A 19363-nucleotide genomic window follows, 5' to 3' on the forward strand; every position below is an offset into this window, starting at 1 on the left:
TGCCGACGCCACCTCGGTACCGGGTCAGTGGATGCGCTCCGGTGCCGGCCGTTCCCCGCCGGCGAGGACCCGCAGGTGTGACTCGACCCGGGCGGCGAACGCGGGGCACCCCGCGTCGCGCAGCGCGTCGGCGAGCCCGCGACGCTTCTCGTCCGGACGTGAAGCCCAGTAGCGCGTCTGCTGACGCACCACGTCACGCACCGCCGCCGGTGCCGAGTCGTCCACGAGCACGAAGAAGTCGTCCGGGCGGTACACCTCGTAGTTCGCGGCGTCGTCCGAGGCGAATCCCCGGTCGTCGGTGAGCAGGACGTGGGCGCGACATGCCTCGGCGGCTGCGTGCACGTGGCGGTCATCCGGGTCCGATCCGCCGTACGCCACCGTGGCGTCGAAGTCCTCGACGAGCTCGTCCACCGCGCCGAGGACCGCTGCGCGCAGTCGGGTCACGGCCCCGCCCGGGAGCGTGGGGTGCTTCCGGCGGAGGGTCCGGATGGTCTCGGCGAGCACGTCCTCCGTCGTGTGCAGCTGGAACATCCCGTCGGTGCGGAGCCGGAGGAGGCAGGTCCAGTCGCGCAGCGTCCTGCTGCAGAGCACGTTCGCGTCGACGAACACCCGCTGGAGCATCACATTTCACACCGTAGCGGTCCGCGCGGTGTCAGTCGAACGCCTCGCCTGCTTCGAGGAGCTCCTGTGCAGCGGCCTGACGCTCGCGCCGTCGTGCAGCGCGCGCCGCGAGGACGTCGTCGCGTCGGAGGCGCCGGTGCGTGCCCACGCGGTGCGCCGCGATCTCGCCGCGATCGATCATCTTCACGAGGGTCGGCCGCGAGACCCCGATCACGTCGGCCGCGACGGTCGTGGTCATCTCGTCGGGGAGCACCCTCGTCGACACTGCTGCGCCGCCGGCCATGCTCTCGACGAGGTCGGCGAGGAAGGTGCCGAGTCTGCTGGGGAGAGCGATCGAGGAGCCGTCGTCGAGCGCCATCGTGACGGTGGTCACCCGTCGGTCGCCGGCTGCGGACACGACGTCCGCTGCCTCGTGCCGCGCGACCTCGTCGATCGGTACCGCTCGACCGGTGGTGGTCACGGCGTGCATGGCGGCCTCCGTTCGTCAGTACGGCTGCGGTGTGCAGTCCACTGCCACCGTACGGCGGTTGCACTTGCAAATGCAACCTGCGGTAGCGGGTCAGACCGCGTCGACGAGCGCCCTCGCCAGCGGGTGCCACTCGCGGGACGTCGGCCCGCTCAGCACGAGCGTCCGTGAGAGTCGCCGGGCCATCGGCACCATGACGAGGTCCGGCGGCAGCATCACCCGCCCGAGCGTCGGCACGATGGACACGCCCTCGCCCCGCTCGATCATCCCGAACATGGTGCTCATCTCCCGCACCCGGTGGGCGTACCGGAACGGCTGCCCGTCGAGTTCGTGCAGCCGCTGGATCTGGTGCTCGCACCCGCCACCGCCCGCGACGAGGCCGTCCTCGTGCAGGTCGTCGAGCGTCAGCGCGGGGAGATCGGCGAGCGGGTGGTCGCGGCGGACCACCGCGGCCATCTCGTCCTGCGCGACGACCACACCGCCCGGTGGCACCGGCGTCGGGTCGACGAGCACGGCGGCGTCGACCGTGCCGGCCTCGAGCCACTCGGGCATCTCGTCGTCGTCGCCCTCGTAGACCTGCACGTCGACGTCCGGCAGCGTCACCGCCCACAGCTCGCGGAGCCGCGGCAGCAGGCCCTGGCAGACGGTGGGGACGGCCGCGAGGCGCACGGTGCCGCGCGCCGTGGCGGGCCGGACCACTGCCTCCAGGGCCTCGACGGAGGCGAGCACGCTGCGGGCGTGGGCCAGCAGACGGTCGCCGAGGGGCGTCGTGACGGCGGCCGCCCCGCGCCGGACCACCGGACCGCCCACCTCGCGCTCGAGCCCCGCGAGGGCGTGCGACACGGCGGACTGCCCGACGCCGAGCGTGGACGCCGCGCCCGTGAAGGAGCCGGCGTCGACGGTGGCGACGAACGCGCGCAGCTGGGGCACCGAGACGGTCATGCGTCTTCCTCATCCGTTCATGAGCGACATGCGTTTGCCGCATGCGCCGAGGATGTCGACACTAGGCGACATGAACGCGGTCCTCTACCTCCTCGTGGCACTGACCTGGGGTTCGAGCTTCCTGTTCGCGAAGATCGGGCTCGACGGGCTCGCACCGCAGCAGGTCGCGACGGTGCGCACGGTCCTCGGTGCGCTCACGCTCGTCGCGGTCCTGCTCGCGACCCGCCGGCGCTGGCCGCGGGAGCCACGGGTCTGGGGACACCTGCTCGTGGTGTCGGTGTTCCTCAACGCGGTGCCGTCGTCGCTCATGGCGTGGGCGGAGCAGACCGTGCCGTCCGGTCTCGCGAGCATCTACAACGCGACGACGCCGATCATGACGTTGGCGGCCCTCGCGGTGCTCGTGCCGTCCGAGCGGCTCCGCGGACGGCAGGTCGCGGGCATCGTGCTCGGGATCGTCGGCGTCCTGGTGCTGGTCGGTCCGTGGAACGTCATCGGGGACCCGGAGGTCCTGGCGAGCGTGCCGGGGCAGGTCGCGCTGCTCGGGATGACCGCGTGCTACGGCATCGGCCTCGCGTACCTGCGCCGGGTGGCGGTCGGCAGCGCGTACGACCCGGTCACGCTCGCGACGGTGCAGCTGACGCTGGCCTCCGGACTGCTCCTGCTGGTCGCGCCCGTCATCGCCACGGGTCCGGTACGGCTGGACTGGAGGATCGTGGGGGCGATGGTCGCACTCGGTTGCGTGGGCACGGGGCTGGCCTACGCCTGGAACACGCGGCTGGTGCAGGCGTGGGGAGCGGGTCGCGCCTCGACGGTCACCTACCTGACGCCCGTCGTCGGGGTGGTGCTCGGCGTGCTGGTCCTCGGCGAGCACGTCCGGTGGAACGAGCCGGTCGGGGGACTCGTGGTGCTGCTCGGCATCGCGCTGGCGTCGGGCGTGGTGGGCAGGCGGCGTCTGGGCGTGCGGGCTCCCGCCTGAACGGGGGCCGGATCCGAGAGCGACCGCGGCCGTAGGATCGGGCCGAGAAGTCGTCCACGGAGTCGTCGACGGAGACGGAGACCGGTCATGACCGCCACCCACCACACCAGCGCCACCGCCTCGGTCGCAGCGATCCTCGCCGAGTCCGCAGCGCGGTACCCGGACGACGTCGCCGTCATCGTCGGCGACCGGCACACCACCTACGCCGAGCTCTGGAGCCAGACGCTCGCGTACGCCGGTGCGCTGCGGGCCCGCGGCGTGGGACCGGGCGACCGTGTGGCGATGCTCGTCCCGAACGTCGAGGACTTCCCGCGGGTCTACTACGCGACCCTCGCGCTCGGCGCCGTGGCGGTCCCCGTGCACGCGCTGCTCAAGCGACGCGAGATCGAGTACGTCCTGCGCGACAGTGGCGCCTCGCTGCTCGTCTGCGCCGCACCGCTGCTCGGCGAGGGCGCGGCCGGTGCCGAGCTCGCCGAGGTCGACGTGGTGACGGTGCTCGCCCCGGCGGACTCCCCGGACCGGCTCGAAGCACTCGCGGAGCAGGCCGAACCGCTCGACACCTACGTCCCCCGGCACCCGTTCGACACCGCGACGATCCTCTACACGAGCGGCACCACCGGCAAGCCCAAGGGCGCGGAGGGGTCGCACTTCTCGCTGCTCGAACAGGTCAACACGAACCTGATGACGACGTTCGACATGCACCGCGGGGACGTCCTGCTCGGCGCCCTGCCGCTGTTCCACACCTTCGGGCAGACCTGCACGATGAACACCGGCTTCCGGGTCGGCGCGACGATCGTCATGCTGCCGAAGTTCGACGGCGACACGGCGCTCGCAGCGATGGTCGAGCACGGGTGCGGCATCTTCATGGGCGTCCCGACGATGTACATGGCGCTGCTCGACGCGGCGACCCGTTCCGATGCCCGTCCGACGCTGCGGTACGCGATCTCCGGCGGCGCCTCGCTGCCCCTGGCGGTCCTCGAGCGGTTCCAGGACGTCTACGACGCGCCGATCCACGAGGGCTACGGCCTCACCGAGACCTCGCCGGTCGCGACCTTCAACCACGTCGGACGGCCGCCGCGCCCCGGCACGATCGGCACCCCGGTGTGGGGCGTCGACGTCGAGATCGCCGACCCGGAGCAGCACGACGCGATCGTGATGCTGCCCCACGGCGAGATCGGCGAGCTCGTCATCCGCGGGCACAACCTCATGAACGGGTACCTCGACCGTCCCGAGGACACCGCCGCCGCGATCGTCGACGGGTGGTTCCGGACGGGCGACCTCGGGACGAAGGACGACGACGGCTACCTGACGATCGTCGACCGGACGAAGGACATGATCATCCGCAACGGCTACAACGTGTACCCGCGGCAGGTGGAGGAGGTCCTCGCGACCCACCCCGACGTCACGATGGCCGCGGTGTTCGGCGTGCCGCACGAGCTGCACGGGCAGGAGATCGAGGCCGCCGTGGTGCTCCGTGCCGAGGCGACGGCGACCCCGCAGGAGCTGATCGACTTCGTCGCCGCCGAGATCGCCGCCTACAAGTACCCCCGGGCGGTGCACGTCCTCGACGCGCTGCCCCTCGGCCCGAGCGGCAAGGTGCTCAAGCGCGAGCTCGTCGACCGCTTCGGCGCGGAGGTACCGGCACGCTCCTGAAGCCGGCCCTGCGTACGCTGACGACGTGAGCGACACCGGCGGGGCCTCGACCGCACGGTTGCTGTTCGCGTCGTCGCACCCGGGGCCCACCGTCACCGTGACCGTGCTCGCGACGGTGATCGCCGTGGCGGTCGGGCACGCGTGGTGGACGGTCGTCCTCGTCGCCCTGACCGTCGTCGCCGGGCAGCTCTCGATCGGGCTCGCGAACGACTGGATCGACGCCGACCGCGACCGGGCGGTCGGCAGGTCGGACAAGCCCGTGGCGCAGGGGTCGATCGCCGTCGGCACGGTCCGTCGCGCGGCGTTCGGCACCGCCGGGGCGTCCGTCGTCCTGTCGGTGTTCCTCGGGCCGGTCGCCGCCGTCGCGCACCTCGTGCTCGTGGCCGCGGGGTGGGCGTACGACGCGGGGCTCAAGCGCACGGTCTGGTCCGTCGTGCCGTTCGTGGTCGCGTTCGGGCTGCTCCCGGTCGTGGCGGTCTCAGCCGGGCGGGACGGCGACTGGCCGGCGTGGTGGGCGATCGCGACAGGGGCGGTGTTCGGGGTGGCGATCCACTGCACGAACGTGTTGCCGGACCTGGTCGACGACGCGGCCACCGGGGTCCGGGGCTTCCCGCACCGGCTCGGGCTCCGGGGCGCGGGCGTCACGGCGTTCGGGTCGCTCGTCGTGGCGGCGCTGCTCGTGCTCGGTGGTCAGGTGCTCGGGGACGATCCGGTCCGGGGCGTGGGGGTGGTGCTCGCGGTGCTCGGGACCGTCGTGGTCGTCGCGCTCGCCGGGGTCGGGGTGCGGCTCGTGCTGGCCGGGCGGGCATCGCGGGTGCTGTTCCGACTCGTCATCGCGTCGTCGCTCGTGCTCGTCGTCGAGCTCGGCCTCGCCGGCGCCCGCCTGGTCGCCTGACCCAGCGCCCCCGCCAGCGCGCCCCGCCCACGCGACCAGCCACCGCGCACGCACCAGCGCCCGCGCACCCCCGCGACCCGTCACGCCCACCGCATCGCGTACACACCGGCCAGCGCATCCGCGGTCGGGAGGGACAGGACCGTCCGGAGCAGCGCCTCCCGTCCGGCCGCCCCCACCCTGCCGAGCGGACGGCCGAACGGACGTCCGAGCGCCATGTTCACCTCCGCCTGCCGCGCCGCCCGCCGCGCGACCGCCTGCCGCCGCCGCGCGTACTCCGGCCACGGGCCGGCGCTGCCCGAGGCGACCGCCTCCGCGAGGAGCGGCGCGAGCTCGGCCGCGTCGAGCCACCCGAGGTTCATGCCCTGCCCGCCGATCGGGCTGATCTCGTGCGCCGCGTCCCCGGCGAGGACGACCCGGCCGACGCCGACCCGCTCGGCCTCCCGGCGTCGGACACCGAACCCGCTGCGCATGCTGCAGGACGTCGGGTCCGGCCGGACACCGGTGCGTGCCGCCACGATCGCCGCGAGGTCCGCGGCACTCGGCGACGGATCGTCCGAGGACGCCAGGAGCACGACGTACCGACGACGGTCGCCGGGCAACGGGAAGGACTCCACCACGCCGGCCGGTCCGACGTCGACGAGCGCGTCCGTCCGGGCGGCGGGGTCCTCGACGTCGGCGAAGTCCCCCATCGCGTAGCGGTCCGGGTAGTCGCGACCGGTGGTGGCGATGCCGAGCAGGTCCCGCACGGTGCTCCGCGAGCCGTCCGCCCCGATGACGAACCGGGCCCGCACGGCCACCGCGCCGTCGGGGCCGGTCCCGACCGCGTCGACGTGGTCCGGGTGCCGCTCGAGCGCCGAGAGCACCGTGCCGGTCCGGAGCGCGTCCGGCGCTGCCGCGGCGAGACGCTCCCGCAGCAGGGCCTCGGTCCGGTGCTGGTCGAGCGTCGCGACGTACGGGTGCGTGGCCGACGCGTGGTCGAACGTCAGGGCGCCGAGCTCCCGGCCACGGCTGCGCGCGACCCCGCGGCGGACCCGGACGGCCTCGGCGAGGACCGGCCCGTCCAGCCCGATCGCCGCGAACGCGTCGAGGGACGGCGGGTGGATCCCGATCGCGCGGGACCCGGTCGGCGCACCCTCGCGCCGTTCCCACACCACGACCTCGAGCCCGCGGGCCGCGAGGAGCGCCGCGGCGAAGAGGCCGACGGGCCCACCGCCGACGACGAGGACGTCGACGCGCTCCGTGGTCACGGCCCGAGCCTACGGACGGTCCGCGCGGCGCCCACCCAGCCGATCGGCACCCGGGGTCATCCGCTCGACCGAAGCGCTCCACCGGGACCGTCCGCGATGCTGGGGTCGTGCCCTTCACCGTCAGCCACGCGGTCGTCGCCCTGGCCGCCCGCCGCACCCCGCTGCCCGTCGCGGCGGTCGCCGTCGGAGCCATGGCGCCGGACGCCGTCCTGTTCGCGCCGTTCCTGCCGCCCTACGTCGTGGCGCACTCGTGGGTGGGCGTCGTGACGATCGACCTGGTGGTCGCGCTGGTCGTCCTCGTGGCCTGGTGGTACCTGGTGCGGCCGGCGTGGGCGGAGGCCGTGCCGGGCATGCGCGAGCGGCTTCCGGCGAGCTGGTCGGCCCCTCCGCGTGCCGGGGACCGGCCGGTCCGCCGGGCGATCGCGGTCGTCGTCGCCTGTCTCGTCGGGAGCGTGACGCACGTCGTGTGGGACGCGTTCTCGCACCAGGCCGGGTGGGCGGTGCAGGCGATCCCGTTCCTCCGCGAGGGCCCGGCGGCCTACCCGGTCTGGGCCGGCGTGCAGGACGGTTCGAGCGTACTCGGGTTGCTCGGGCTCGTCGTCGCGGCCGTGGTGTGGTGGCGACGGAGCACGCCGCGTCGGATGCCGCCGCCCGCTCGGTGGGAGGCCGCGGTCGTGGTGGCCGCGGGCGCGATCGTCGTCCTGGCCGTGCTCGGGATCGCCGGTCGGGTGCTCCTCGGCGGCGGTGGCGTCGCCGGGATCGTCACCGAGCTCGCCTTCCGGTTGCCGGTGGTCGTCGCGCTGGTGCTCGTGGTCGGCGCCGTCGGACTGCTGGTCGGACGCCCCCGTCGCACCCGCTGACGCGGACCCCGGAGGCGCGGTGCGGCCGCCGTCGGTCGTCTCGCGTCCGGCAGACCGCGGGTCGGGAGGCGCGGTGCACGCGCCGTCGGTCGTCGCGCGTCCGGCAGACCGTGGGTCGGGAGGCGCGGTGCGGGGCCGACCCGCGCCTCCCGTCCGTCAGGCGGTCGCGTCCGCCGTCTCGCGAGCGGACCGGTCCGCGGCGACCAACCGTCGGGCCTCACGGAACCGCTTCCGCAGTCGTTCGACCGGCACCTCGACCGCGTAGGCCGCCCCGACCGCGACCAGCAGGGCCGCCCCCACGAGCCACACCTTGCCCCACGCCCCGATCGCGAACGTGCCGAGCAGCGCGATGACCACGGGGTGCCAGAGGTACGCCGAGTACGACACGCGACGACCGAACCACGACACGGGCGTCCACGCGAGCGCGGCCGACAGCGGGGACCGCACCGACACCAGGCCACCGATGAGCAGTGCCGAGATCAGCCCGGTCACCGGGAGCACGATGCCGAACGACCAGGCGTGCTGCGTCCAGTCGTCGTCGATCCAGAACTGCACCGCGGCGAGCAGCCCGATGCCGAGCCAGGTGCCGACGTGTCCGGCGATCCCGGCGGCCCACGTCCGGAAGCGCTCGTCGTCGAGGAGCAGTGCGAGCAGGCACCCGGTCGCCAGCGGCACGACGCCGAGCACGGGGGAGAAGTACACGTCCGGGGTCGCGCCGCTGTTCGGCGTCCGGTAGCTCAGCCACGACGCCGCTGCGGCACCGACGATCACGACGCCGAGCCCGGTCATCAGCCAGGGCCGACGCGACCGCAGTGCGAACAGGAGCACGAGGACGGGCGGCCAGACGAGGTAGAACTGCTCCTCCATCGACAGGCTCCACGTGTGCGCGAAGACGCCCTGCGTGGTGTCCCAGTACGAGCGGAAGAGGTTGCCGGTGTAGCTCAGCGCGATGAACGCCGCCTCGCCGGGGGAGAACGAGGCGCCCTTGTAGTCGCCGACCCAGTTCCACAGCGCGAGCCCGACGATGACGAGCGCGAGCAGGGCCGGGTAGAGGCGGAGGAGCCGCTTCGTCCAGAACGAGCCGAGCCGGATGCGCCCGGTGCGGCGGTGCTCGCCGAGGAGCAGCGTCGAGATGAGGAACCCGGAGAGCACGAAGAACACCGTCACGCCGATGAACCCGCCCTCGAACTGCGGCACGTGCAGGTGGTAGAGGATCACGATGAGGATCGCGACCGTCCGGAGCCCGTCGAGCGCCGGAGCACGGTTCGTGAGCGGCGGCGGGGGCGTCGGTCGTGCGTGCCTGCCGTCGGTGTCGGCCGGTGCGGATGTCGTGCGGGTCCGCTCCGGCGAGGTCGTGGTGATGGCCACGGACGCCTCCTGCGCGATGCTGTCGATGGGGTCACGGGCCGTCGGGCCGTGACCGGATCGTTACATGATGCTCGCGGAAGGTAAGAGCCGTCTCAACGACCGGGGTGCACCAGGGTCGTCAGGGCGTCGAGCCGTTCGTGGGCGATGGTGGCGAACGGGCGGTCCTCGTCGCTGGCGATCCACTGCGCGAACGACAGGTGGAACACGGTGACGGCGGTCTCGGCGGCGATGGTCGCGGCGGGCTCCGGGACGCCGCGGTCGCGCAGGACCTCACCCAGTCGGACCTTCAGGGTCGCGAGCTTCCCGAGCTCCCGTTCGCCGAGTGCGGGGTTGCCGTCGATGATGCCCTGGCGTGCGCGCGACCACGGGCGGCGCTCGTCGGGGAAGAACGCGCCGCTGGCGTCGAGCGCGAGCCGGACGAGGTCGAAGGGCGGGGTGCCGGCCGGTGCTGCCTCGATCGGGGTGGTGAACATGCCGAGGAAGTCGTCCTGCCCGGCGAACAGCACTTCACGCTTGTCGGCGAAGTGTCGGAAGAAGGTGCGCTCGGTGACCTCGGCCGCGGCGGCGATCTCGGCGACCGTCGTCTCGTCGTACCCCTGCTCCGCGAAGAGCTGCAGGGCCGTGGCCTGCAGTCGCTCACGGGTCCCGGGTTGCCATCTCGCCATGTCCGCAGTCTACTGATGACAGCGACTGACATCGAGTGCTACGGTGATGTCAGTTCATGACATCACCGTAGTGGACACCTGCGAAGGGAAAGCACATGCACGTGTTCGTCACCGGGGCCTCCGGATGGATCGGCTCCCACACCGTCGACGAGCTCCTCGCCGCCGGACACACCGTCACCGGCCTCGCCCGCTCCGACTCGTCGGCCGCCGCGCTCGAGGCGAAGGGCGTCGCCGTCGTCCGCGGTGACCTCGACGACCTCGACGCCATCCGCCGCGGGGCCGCCGCGTCCGAGGGGGTCCTGCACCTCGCGAACAAGCACGACTGGGCGAACCCGGCCGCCACGAACGCCAGCGAACGCGCCGCGGTCGAGACCATCGGCGAGGCACTCGTCGGCACCGACCGGCCGTTCGTCGTCGCCTCGGGCGTCGCCGGCCTCGCCCCGGGTCGCCCGTCGACCGAAGCAGACCCGAGCCCGTTCGTCGGCCCCGACAGCATGCGCGGCGGCAGCGAGAACCGCGGGTTCGACTTCGTCGACCAGGGCGTGCGCACCATCGCGGCCCGCTTCAGCCCGACCACACACGGCACCGGCGACCACGGGTTCATCGCCGCGATCGTCGCCGCCGCCCAGGAGCGGGGCGAGTCCGGCTACGTCGGCGACGGCACCAACAGCTGGGCGGCCGTGCACGTCACGGACGCCGCGCGGCTCGTCCGGCTCGGGCTCGAGCAGGCACCCGCGTGCACCAAGCTGCACGCCGTCGCCGAGACCGCGATCCCGACCCGCGCGATCGCCGAGGCCATCGGCGACGCCCTCGGGCTGCCGGTGACCTCGATCGATCCGCAAGACGCGCTGTCGCACTTCGGGTTCATCGGGCAGTTCTTCGGCATGGAGATGTCGGCGACGTCCGAGGCCACGCGCGAGCTCCTCGGGTGGGAGCCCACCGGGCCGGGGCTGCTCGAGGACATCGCCGCCGGCGCCTACTCCGACGTGCGGGTGGCGTAGCGCGACCGACCACCGGCCTGGAGGCGCGTGGCGGCCCCGCCCCGCGCCTCCAGGCCGTCGCCGGTCCGGACCACCGCGGAGCGCGCGCCCGCGCGCGCCTACTCCGCCTTCTGCATCTGCCAGGGCTCGGGCTCGCGGTCGCCGTTCGGCCGCACGGGCCGGACGTCGCCGACGATCGGGATCGCCCGCTTCCGCATGAACCAGAGGTACCGCACGAAGAAGTGCGACAGCGTCGACAGCCGGTTGCCGTTGCCGAGCAGCGACGCGATGTGCACGGCCACCCACGCCGCCCAGGCGACGGGCCCGACCATCGTGATGCCGCCACGGAGCTGGGCCACCGCGGCGTTCGTGCCGATCGTCGCCATCGTGCCCTTGTCGAAGTACTTGAAGTGCTCGGTCGGCTTGCCCGCCATGAGCCGCACGATCTGCCGCGCCGAGTGCCGTCCGCCCTGCAGTGCCGGCTGGGCGAGCTGCGCGAGGGCGTCGTCCTGCGCGGCGATGTCACCGGCGGAGAAGATCCGCTCGACGCCCTTCACGCTGAGGTCGTCGTTCACCTGTATGCGTCCGCCGTGGGTCTGCGGCATGCCCCAGCCGGAGACCTCCTTGTGCGCGGCCACACCGGTCGCCCAGATGACCTGCGACGCCGGGATGAACTCGCCCTCGGCCGTCATCACGCCGTCGGGCTTGACCTCGGAGACGCCGGTGTTGAGGCGCAGGACCACACCGCGCTTGCGGAGGACCTTGGCCGCGTAGCGACGCAGCCGCGGGGCGAAGGGCTTGAGGAGCTCGCCGCTGCGGTGCACGAGGGTGATCGAGATGTTGCCCCGCTCGATCTCCGGGTACGCGCCGACGAGGGCCTGGTCGCGGAGTTCGGCGAGCGCGCCGGCCATCTCCACGCCGGTCGCGCCACCGCCCACGATGACGATCTTGATCTCGTCGGGGCCCTGGTTGGCGGCGGCTTCCTCGAGGCGGGTGAACAGCTCGTCGCGGATGCGGAGCGCCTGCGAGCGGGAGTACATCGAGTAGGCGTACTCGTACGCGCCGGGCGTGCCGAAGTAGCTCGTGTTCACGCCGTTCGCGAGGATCAGCCAGTCGTAGTGCAGGTGCTCGCCGTCGGACATCTCGGCGACCCGCTCGACCGGGTCGATGCCGGTGAGCAGCCCGTGCCGGAACTCGGCGTTGCTCTGCTTCGCGCGGAGGCTCCGGAGGAAGTACGTCACGTCGCCGGCGTTCAGCCCACCGGTCGCCACCTGGTACATGAGCGGCTGGAACATGTTGTAGACGTGGCGGTCGACCAGGGTGACCCGCACCGGTGCGTCGGCGAGCTCGCGCATGGCCGCGACACCGGCGAATCCACCGCCGACGATGACGACGTGCGGGCGGGTGTCCTGGGGCATGCTGACTCCGGCTTCCTCGGATGGTGAGATGGTCACCACCGAGGGTACGCGCGGTTCGGACAGTCGTTCGACGGCCTGGAGGCGCTGCGCACCTCCGTCAGGCGTCGCGCGGCGCGTAGGTGCTCACGACGTTGCCCTTGCTCGTCACGGTGCTGTCGACCAAGCGCAGGCGCGTGGGCGGGTCGGTCGGTTCGAAGAGCCTGCGGCCCGAGCCGGCGATCGCCGGGTGCACCATGAGCTGCAGTTCGTCGAGGACCCCCGCGAACAACAGGCTGCGGACGAGCGTGACGCTGCCGCACACCGCGATGTCGGCGCCGTCCCGCTGCTGCAGCCCGCGGACGAACTCCGGCACGTCGCCCGTGATCCGGGTGCTGTTCTCCCACGCCAGGTCGTCGCCGAGCGTGGTGGACGCCACGTGCTTCTCGATCGGGTTGATCCACTGGCCGAAGGGTTCGTCGGGGTGGGCGGGCCACCACTCGGACCACTCCAGGTAGCTGTTCCTGCCGAGGAGGACGGTGTCGGTGCGGGCCATGAACGCGCCCATGCCCGCACCGAGCTCGTCGTCGAAGGAGTCGTACTGGAAGGTGTACGGGTCCTGCACGACGCCGTCGACCGACGTGAAGAGTCCAGCGGTGACCTTGCGCATGGTCGGAGCGTAGCCCTCAGCTGTTCGCGGAGGAACCGCTCGTGTCCGATCCGGTGCCGGTGCCGGTGCCGCTCCCGGTGCCGCCCTGCGTGCCGTTGCCCGGGAACTGTCCGGTGCCGCCGCCGGGGAACTGGTTCGTGCCGCCGTTCGTGCCCGGCACCTGCGTCGTGGACTGACTCGTGCTGCCGCCGATCGCGTGTCCGATGGCGAAGCCGATGCCGCCACCGACGAGCAGTGCCGCGAGGCCGACCCCGACGGCCAGCACCTGCCAGAACCACGGCGGTCGCGGGCCGCGCCCGCGCCGGGGCGTCGCCGCGGACCCGTACCAGGGCGTCGCGCCGTTCGGGGCGCCCGGGTTCCACGAGCCCGCGGAGGGTGCCGGTGTCGCGTACGGGTGCTCGGGCGCCGGCGCCGGGGCGTCGAGCGTCGCGGTCGAGGTGGGCGTCGGTGCAGCGCCCCAGCCGGCCGGGCTGGCGGGGTACGGCGTGGTGGGCTGGTGGGCAGCGGGGTCCACGCCGTCGCGGGACTCGGGGTTCACGGGGGTGCGCTCGGTCATGAGGACGAGTACAGACCGGTCGCCTATGCGTGGGCGATGACGACGCTGGTGCGTCACTGTGCACAGCGCCGTCCGCGTAGCCTCGCATCGTGCGCGCGAGAGTCGAGACCGTCCGGATCGACGGACTCCCCGTGCGCCTGCACACCCTCGCGCCGGCCGGCAGGGTGCACGACGCCGTCGCCCCGACGGTCGTGCTCGTGCACGGCATCGGGATGTCGCACCGGTCGTTCGCACGATCGCAGCGGGCGCTCGCCGCGACGCACCGGACCGTGAGCGTCGACCTGCCGGGCTTCGGCGGGCTCCCGGCGTCCGGCCGGCGCCTCACCATGACGGAACTCGGGGACCTCGTCGTCCGCGCCGTGCGGTCCCGCGGGGCCGGGGACCTCGTGCTCGTCGGGCAGTCGATGGGGACGCAGGTCGTCGCCGAGGCGGCCCGTCGGCACCCGGACGCCGTCGCCTCGGTCGTGCTCGTCGGTCCGGTCATCGCCGCCGGTCGTCGCCGACTGCTCACGCAGGCGCTCGACCTCGGGCGGGACGGCTTCGTCGAGGGCGCCCGGATGAACGCCGTCCTCGTGACCGACTACCTGCGGAGCGTGCGGCAGTACGTGCCCGAACTCCGACCGATGCTCCGCTACCGCCTCGAGGACACCGTCGCCGAGCTCGCGCAGCCGGTGCTCGTCGTCCGTGGCACCGAGGACCCGATCGCACGCCACGACTGGTCCGCCCGGGTCGCCGCCACCGCCCCGCGCGGCGCGTTCGTCGAGCTGCCGGGGCCGCACCACGTGCAGGAGCGCCATCCGGTGGCGTTCGCGCGGCTCGTGGGGGAGTTCCGCCGCGTGCAGACCCTCGAGGGGCTGCGGTGACCGACGCGACCACGTCGGGGATGGACGGGACGCGCACGGACCGCACCGCGCCTCCCGTCCGCGTCTCCCTGCTCCGCCGCACCCGGTGGGCCGTCCTCGACTGGTGGTACGCGATCCGCTGGCAGGTGCGGAGCCTCGGGCCGACCACCGCCGACGACTACCGGAGCGGCGACGGCCAGCCCGTCGTCGTCGTGCCCGGCGTCTACGAGACCTGGCACTTCATGCGTCCGCTCATGGACGCCCTGCACGACCGCGGACACCCCGTGCACGTGCTGCCGGTGCTGCGGCACAACCTGCGACCGGTGCCGGAGTCCGCGGCGGAGGTGCTCGCCTACCTCGACGAGCACGACCTCCGCGACGTCCTGCTCGTCGCGCACAGCAAGGGCGGGCTGATCGGGAAGTACGCGATGACGCGCCTCGACGACCACGCGCGGATCGACCGCATGGTGGCGGTGTCGACGCCGTTCGCGGGCTCCGGGTACGCGCGGCTCGCACCCGTCCGGCACCTGCGGGCCTTCCGGTCGAGCGACCCGGTGCTCGCCGGCCTCGCACGGGAGCTCGACGCGAACGCCCGGATCACCAGCGTGTACGGCGTCTTCGACACGCTCATCCCCGAGGGCAGTGCGCTCGCCGGCGCGACGAACGTGCGGGTCCCGGTCGGCGGGCACTTCCGCATCCTCGGCGACCCGCGGACGCGTGCGGCGGTGCTGGCGGCGGCGGATCCGGACCACCAGGCCCCGGCCGAGCCCCGGCCGAGCTCCGGCCCGACCCCGGCCGAGCCCCTGCCTGGCCCGACCCCGGCCTGAGCCCTAGGCGCCCGGCAGGAACAGGCAGAACGGGTGTCCGTCGGGGTCGAGCAGCACGCGGACGTCCTCCTGCGGCTGGAACGCCGCCTGACGAGCGCCGAGTCCCTCCGCCCGGGTCACCGCCGCCGGCAGGTCCTCCACCTGGAAGTCGAGGTGCAGCTGCATGCCGGGGGCGTCCTCGGTGCCGGGCCACGTGGGCGCCACGTAGGCGGGTTCGAACTGCACGGAGAGGCCCGGGCCGTCCTCGGGGCGGATGCGGGCCCAGGTCGGGTCGTCCTCGTGGACGGTCCAGCCGGTCAGCGCGCCGTAGAACCGGGCGAGCGCGAGGGGGTCCGGCGACTGCAGCACGGTGGCGGCGAGCGTCGGCATCGACGGGTCAGCAGCGGTCATGCGGCGGAGCGTACGCCCGCGCCGCGCGCCCCGGTCAGCGCGTGGCCACGCTCGCGCGCTCGACGATCCGGTGCGGCACCACGACGGTCTCGGGCGGAGCCTCGCGGTCCTCGATCCGCCGGGTGAGCAGGTCGAGCGCCGCCGTCGCGAACGCCCGTCGGTCGAACGACACCGTGCTCAGCGCGGGGATCGCGTACGCGGCCCCGTCGACGTCGTCGAACCCGATCACGCTCACCTGCTCGGGGACCCGCACACCACGCGCGGCGAGGACGTGCAGCACCCCGAACGCGATCGAGTCGGTGAAGGCGAACACCGCGTCGGGCAGCGAGTGCTCGTCGAGCCACGCCGCGAACGCCGACGCCGCTGCACTGGTCGACCACGCCGGCAGCGGGACCCGCAGCTCCGGGTCCGCACCGATGCCCGCTGCCGCGAGGCCCGCGAGGTACCCGCGCTCCCGCAGCTCGCTCGTCGCGGTGGCCTCGACGTCACGGGCGGCACCGACGATCGCGATCCGACGGTGGCCCCGTCCGACGAGGTACGACGTCACCTGCTCGGCCGCGGCACGGCTGTCGACGTGCACCTGGTCGACGTGCTCGGGCTCCACCTCGCCGATGACGACGGTCGGGGGCAGCCCCTCGGTCGAGGCCAGCACGCTCGCGCTGAGCGACACCGGGTTGAGGATCAGCCCGTCGACGAGGTGCGCCCGGGCACGCGAGACGAGGTCACGCTCGCGGGCGGGGTCGTTCGCGGTCTGGTCGAGCTGCACGGTCCAGCCGCGCTCCCGCGAGAGCTCGACGAACCACTGCGCGAGTTCGGCCGAGTAGGCGCTGGCCATCTCGGGGAGCGTCAGGGCGATCGCACCCGAGCGTCCGTTGCGCAGCCCCCGGGCGGACAGGTTCGGTACGTAGTCGAGCTCGGCGAGTGCCTGCTCGACCCGTGCGCGGGTCTCCGGGCGCACCACGACACCGCCGTTGATGACGTTGGAGACGGTCTTCGGCGACACCCCGGCGAGGGCAGCCACGTCCCGCACGGTCGCGCGCATCGGCACGAGCGTAGCGCGGCTGCGGCTCAGGGACGCACGTACCGGTGCACGTACGTGGTGTAGCCGACGGGGACGGTCGCGCTCCCGGCGGTCTCCGGATCGTCGTCGAGCACGCGCCGCACCCGGTCGAGGAGGGGGGTGCGCTCGTCCGGCGGCAGCACGATGACGTAGCTGCGGGAGGCGACCATGTCGAGGAACGCCGACCGGTCCTGCTCGTGCACCCACGGGAACCGCTCGTGCTCGACGGCGCCGCCGTCGAACGGCGCTCCGACGACCGGCGCGCTCTGGACGCTCACCCGCGACTCGGGCTGGGACAGGATCGCGCTGATCCGGGCGGACCAGGGCCGGGTCTCGTCGCGGACGTTCCACACCAGACCGAGCACGCCGCCGGGGCGGAGGACCCGGGCCACCTCCTGCGACCCCCGCACCGGGTCGACCCAGTGCCACGCCTGCGCGAAGGTCACGGCGTCGGCGCTCCCCGCGGCCAGGGGGATCGACTCGCCGGTCCCCGCGAGCGCCCGCACGTCGGGCAGCACCGCGGTGAGCCGTTCGCGCATCGCCGGGTCCGGTTCGACGGCGACGACCTCCGTGGCACGTCCGACGAGGCTCCGCGTGAACTTGCCGGTCCCCGCGCCGACGTCGGCGACCAGTCGGGCGTCCGCCGGCAGGAGCCAGTCGACCGCCGCGTCCGGGTACCCCGGCCGTCCGCGCTCGTACGCATCGGCAGCGGCTCCGAACGAGTTGGCGTACTCCTCGAGGGTCATGCGTCCAGCATGCCCCGCCCGGCCGGGTGGCGGACCGGAGGCGCGGGTCGGGCCGGTCGCGCGCCTCCCGGCCGGCCGTGTGACGGACTGGAGCGCGGGTCGGGGCCGCCACGCGCCTCCCGTCCGCAGTGGGGTCGCCGGGCGACGCGTCGCTCACGCCGTCGGGACGGGCACCGTCCTGCCGGTCCGCACCGACTCCTGCGCCGCGAGGACGATCGTCAGCGTCCGCAACCCGACCTGCACGTCGGGCTGGGGCTGCGCGCCGGCGCGCACCCCGTCGAGGAACGTCCGCAGCATCGGCACGTCGTGCTCCGCCCCGTACCGCAGTTCGATCGGCCGGCCGCCCACCGCGTCGAGCCCCCTGGCCGCCGCGCCGAAGAAGTCGACCGACACCGTGCCGCCCGTCCCCGCGACGTCGAGCGTCAGGCCGCCCCACGCCGGCGCCGTGTCCGGGCGGCTCCACGAGCAGTCGATCGCGACGACCATCCCGGTGTCGTAGGTCACCGTCACGAGCCCGGCCGTCTCGGCCCGTGCGCGCTCGGCGTGCAGCACGCGGTTCGCGACGGCGGTGACGGACACCGGTCGCGCGCCGGTCAGCCCGTCGACGAGGTCGGCGACGTGCACGACGTGGTCGACGATCGCACCGCCGCCGCTCAGCGCCGGGTCGGTGAACCAGTCGCGCGTGAGCGGCAGCATGCCGTTGTTCGCGCCGCGGACCGAGAACACCGTGCCGAGCGCACCCGACGCGTGCGTGGCCCGCAACCGGTCGAACGCCGACGCGAACCGCACCGGGTAGGCCATCATCAGCGTGACCCCGGCGCGCTGCACGGCGTCGCGGATCGCGAGGCCGTCCTCCCACGAGGTGGCGAGCGGCTTCTCGCAGAGCACGTGTGCGTCGGCGGCGGCTGCGCGTTCGACGAACTCGCGGTGCCGCGCGTTCTCGCTGGTGACCACGACGGCGTCCGGTCCCCAGGCGAGGAGGTCGTCGACCGTGTCGGCGTGGTCGACGCCGAGCGCTCCGGTGAGGTCGGCGCCGCGGAGTTCGCCGAGGGTCGTGCCGGTCGAGACGCCGCCGGGGTCCGTCCCGCGCACCTCGACGTCGGGCATCGCGGCGAGCGCCGAGAGGTAACCGATCGCGTGCGTGTGGGCGAAGGACAGGACGCCGACGCGGAGGGTCACAGCGTCACCTCCACGGGTTGTCCGGACTCGATCGACGCCAGGGCGGCGTTCGCGAGGCGCACCGCGACGGCACCGTCCGCCGCACTGACGCGGGGGACCGGCCCGCCGTCGAACGCGGCGACGAAGTCCGCGAGCTCGAGGGCGTACGGGTCCTCGGCGGGGTCGACGGCCGGCAGGAACCCGTCGACGGCGGTCGGGGTCGCGAGGTCGGCGCGGGTGTCCTCCTCGGCGAGGGACGAGTGCGACAGGCTGCCGAGCGTGCCGGTCACCGAGTACTCCGTGCTGAAGGCCAGGTGCGGTGGTCCCCAGAGTCCGGCGACGTGGCTGATCGCGCCGGACGCGTGCGTGAGGAGGACGTGCGCGGCCTCGACCGGGTGCTCGTCGTCGCCCGTGCGGACGGTGACGGCGGACACCCGGGTGACCGGGCCGGCGACCCAGCGGGCGATGTCGAGGTCGTGGATCATCTGGTCCATCACGATGCCGCCGGACTGCGCCCGGTCGCCGAACCACGCGACTCTGGTCGGGAACGCCCCGGAGCGGGAGAAGCGCAGGACGGCGAGGTCGCCCAGGAGGCCCGTGGTGACGGCCTCGTGCAGGCGCCGGTACGCGGGGAACCAGCGGACGACGTGCGCCGGGTAGAGCTGCAGGCCCGCGTCCGCCGCCCGGGCGACGAGGTCCTCGGCGTCGGCGTCGGTGCGGGCGAGGGGCTTCTCGGAGACGACGTGCCTGCCCGCCGCGAGTGCCGCGCGGACGACGGTGGCGTGGGCCGGTGTCGGGACGACCACGTCGACGACGTCGACCGCGGCGAGCAGCTCGTCGAGCGAGTCGGCGACGGTGATCGTGCTGCCGACCCGTGCGGCCTCGGCCGCGAAGGCGGCGGCGAGCGCGGGCGCACCGTCCTGCGAGTGCACGACGAGGTCGCCCAGGCGGAGGAGCCCGGGGACGTGCGCGACCGCGATGCCGCCGGCGCCCACGAGTCCGATCCGCCGGCGTGGTCGGGGTGCTGACTGCAGCGTCATGGAGCCA

The 19363-nt window shown here is 73.8% G+C and carries 21 protein-coding genes; 7 read left to right on the plus strand and 14 right to left on the minus strand.

Annotation, left to right across the window (positions count from 1 at the left end):
- Positions 1 to 24 precede the first annotated feature (24 nt).
- From J2X60_RS00215 to J2X60_RS00225, 3 genes are all read right to left on the minus strand, one after another.
- Positions 25 to 621 (minus strand): PIN domain-containing protein, encoded by a 597-nt coding sequence (locus tag J2X60_RS00215; protein ID WP_309886472.1) that lies wholly within the window; start codon positions 619 to 621, stop codon positions 25 to 27.
- 31 nt (positions 622 to 652) lie between these two features.
- The gene (locus J2X60_RS00220; protein WP_083413972.1) at positions 653 to 1090 is read right to left on the minus strand and encodes a helix-turn-helix domain-containing protein; all 438 of its coding nucleotides are present in this window, start codon (positions 1088 to 1090) and stop codon (positions 653 to 655) included.
- Positions 1091 to 1180: 90 nt separating this feature from the next.
- Positions 1181 to 2029: a LysR family transcriptional regulator gene (locus J2X60_RS00225; RefSeq protein ID WP_071302857.1), complete on the minus strand. Its 849-nt coding sequence runs from the start codon at positions 2027 to 2029 to the stop codon at positions 1181 to 1183.
- Positions 2030 to 2099: 70 nt separating this feature from the next.
- On the opposite strand from J2X60_RS00225, the gene J2X60_RS00230 reads away from it, so the two are divergent.
- The 3 genes from J2X60_RS00230 (at position 2100) to J2X60_RS00240 (ending at position 5553) form a co-directional block, all read left to right on the plus strand.
- Positions 2100 to 3005, plus strand: coding sequence for a DMT family transporter (locus tag J2X60_RS00230; RefSeq protein WP_092385905.1), 906 nt, complete (start codon positions 2100 to 2102; stop codon positions 3003 to 3005).
- Positions 3006 to 3092: 87 nt separating this feature from the next.
- Entirely contained in the window at positions 3093 to 4658 is a 1566-nt protein-coding gene (locus J2X60_RS00235; RefSeq protein WP_309886062.1) for a long-chain fatty acid--CoA ligase, read from the plus strand.
- 25 nt (positions 4659 to 4683) lie between these two features.
- Positions 4684 to 5553, plus strand: coding sequence for a UbiA family prenyltransferase (locus J2X60_RS00240; RefSeq protein ID WP_309886064.1), 870 nt, complete (start codon positions 4684 to 4686; stop codon positions 5551 to 5553).
- A gap of 80 nt (positions 5554 to 5633) precedes the next feature.
- Here the strand turns inward: J2X60_RS00240 and J2X60_RS00245 are convergent, their stop codons facing one another.
- A complete protein-coding gene (locus J2X60_RS00245) occupies positions 5634 to 6800 on the minus strand; it encodes an NAD(P)/FAD-dependent oxidoreductase (protein WP_309886066.1) in 1167 nt (388 codons plus the stop codon).
- A gap of 107 nt (positions 6801 to 6907) precedes the next feature.
- Between J2X60_RS00245 and J2X60_RS00250 the strand changes: the two genes are divergently transcribed.
- Positions 6908 to 7660: a DUF4184 family protein gene (locus J2X60_RS00250; RefSeq protein ID WP_309886067.1), complete on the plus strand. Its 753-nt coding sequence runs from the start codon at positions 6908 to 6910 to the stop codon at positions 7658 to 7660.
- 156 nt (positions 7661 to 7816) lie between these two features.
- Here the strand turns inward: J2X60_RS00250 and J2X60_RS00255 are convergent, their stop codons facing one another.
- Entirely contained in the window at positions 7817 to 9028 is a 1212-nt protein-coding gene (locus tag J2X60_RS00255) for an acyltransferase (protein WP_309886069.1), read from the minus strand.
- A 92-nt stretch (positions 9029 to 9120) separates the two neighbouring features.
- Positions 9121 to 9693: a TetR/AcrR family transcriptional regulator gene (locus J2X60_RS00260; RefSeq protein ID WP_309886071.1), complete on the minus strand. Its 573-nt coding sequence runs from the start codon at positions 9691 to 9693 to the stop codon at positions 9121 to 9123.
- A 95-nt stretch (positions 9694 to 9788) separates the two neighbouring features.
- Here J2X60_RS00260 and J2X60_RS00265 point away from each other — a divergent pair, with 95 nt between their 5' ends.
- Positions 9789 to 10694 (plus strand): SDR family oxidoreductase, encoded by a 906-nt coding sequence (locus J2X60_RS00265; protein ID WP_309886073.1) that lies wholly within the window; start codon positions 9789 to 9791, stop codon positions 10692 to 10694.
- 98 nt (positions 10695 to 10792) lie between these two features.
- Here J2X60_RS00265 and J2X60_RS00270 read toward each other — a convergent pair whose 3' ends face one another.
- From J2X60_RS00270 to J2X60_RS00280, 3 genes are all read right to left on the minus strand, one after another.
- Complete coding sequence (locus J2X60_RS00270; protein ID WP_229086779.1) at positions 10793 to 12127, minus strand: NAD(P)/FAD-dependent oxidoreductase; 1335 nt, start codon at positions 12125 to 12127, stop codon at positions 10793 to 10795.
- Positions 12128 to 12188: 61 nt separating this feature from the next.
- A complete protein-coding gene (locus J2X60_RS00275; protein WP_309776706.1) occupies positions 12189 to 12737 on the minus strand; it encodes a dihydrofolate reductase family protein in 549 nt (182 codons plus the stop codon).
- 16 nt (positions 12738 to 12753) lie between these two features.
- The gene (locus tag J2X60_RS00280) at positions 12754 to 13293 is read right to left on the minus strand and encodes a hypothetical protein (RefSeq protein ID WP_309776705.1); all 540 of its coding nucleotides are present in this window, start codon (positions 13291 to 13293) and stop codon (positions 12754 to 12756) included.
- A gap of 89 nt (positions 13294 to 13382) precedes the next feature.
- On the opposite strand from J2X60_RS00280, the gene J2X60_RS00285 reads away from it, so the two are divergent.
- On the plus strand, positions 13383 to 14156 hold the full coding sequence (locus J2X60_RS00285) for an alpha/beta fold hydrolase (RefSeq protein ID WP_309886075.1): 774 nt from the start codon (positions 13383 to 13385) through the stop codon (positions 14154 to 14156).
- Positions 14153 to 14962, plus strand: coding sequence for an alpha/beta hydrolase (locus J2X60_RS00290; protein ID WP_309886077.1), 810 nt, complete (start codon positions 14153 to 14155; stop codon positions 14960 to 14962). Before J2X60_RS00285 ends, J2X60_RS00290 begins: the two co-directional genes overlap by 4 nt.
- Positions 14963 to 14965: 3 nt before the next feature.
- On the opposite strand, the gene J2X60_RS00295 is transcribed toward J2X60_RS00290, so the two are convergent.
- The 5 genes from J2X60_RS00295 to J2X60_RS00315 all read right to left on the minus strand — a co-directional run bounded on the left by J2X60_RS00295 (position 14966) and on the right by J2X60_RS00315 (position 19356).
- Positions 14966 to 15352, minus strand: a complete 387-nt coding sequence (locus J2X60_RS00295; protein WP_309776702.1) for a VOC family protein — start codon at positions 15350 to 15352, stop codon at positions 14966 to 14968.
- 34 nt (positions 15353 to 15386) lie between these two features.
- Positions 15387 to 16394, minus strand: a complete 1008-nt coding sequence (locus J2X60_RS00300) for a LacI family DNA-binding transcriptional regulator (protein ID WP_309776701.1) — start codon at positions 16392 to 16394, stop codon at positions 15387 to 15389.
- Between the two features lie 26 nt (positions 16395 to 16420).
- Positions 16421 to 17158, minus strand: coding sequence for a class I SAM-dependent methyltransferase (locus J2X60_RS00305; protein WP_309886079.1), 738 nt, complete (start codon positions 17156 to 17158; stop codon positions 16421 to 16423).
- Positions 17159 to 17311: 153 nt separating this feature from the next.
- Positions 17312 to 18337, minus strand: coding sequence for a Gfo/Idh/MocA family oxidoreductase (locus J2X60_RS00310; RefSeq protein ID WP_309886080.1), 1026 nt, complete (start codon positions 18335 to 18337; stop codon positions 17312 to 17314).
- Positions 18334 to 19356 (minus strand): Gfo/Idh/MocA family oxidoreductase, encoded by a 1023-nt coding sequence (locus J2X60_RS00315; RefSeq protein ID WP_309886083.1) that lies wholly within the window; start codon positions 19354 to 19356, stop codon positions 18334 to 18336. The genes J2X60_RS00310 and J2X60_RS00315 overlap by 4 nt, the downstream gene beginning before the upstream one ends.
- Positions 19357 to 19363: the final 7 nt, after the last annotated feature.

The organism is Curtobacterium sp. 320 (assembly GCF_031455235.1).
Classification (GTDB): Bacteria; Actinomycetota; Actinomycetes; order Actinomycetales; family Microbacteriaceae; genus Curtobacterium.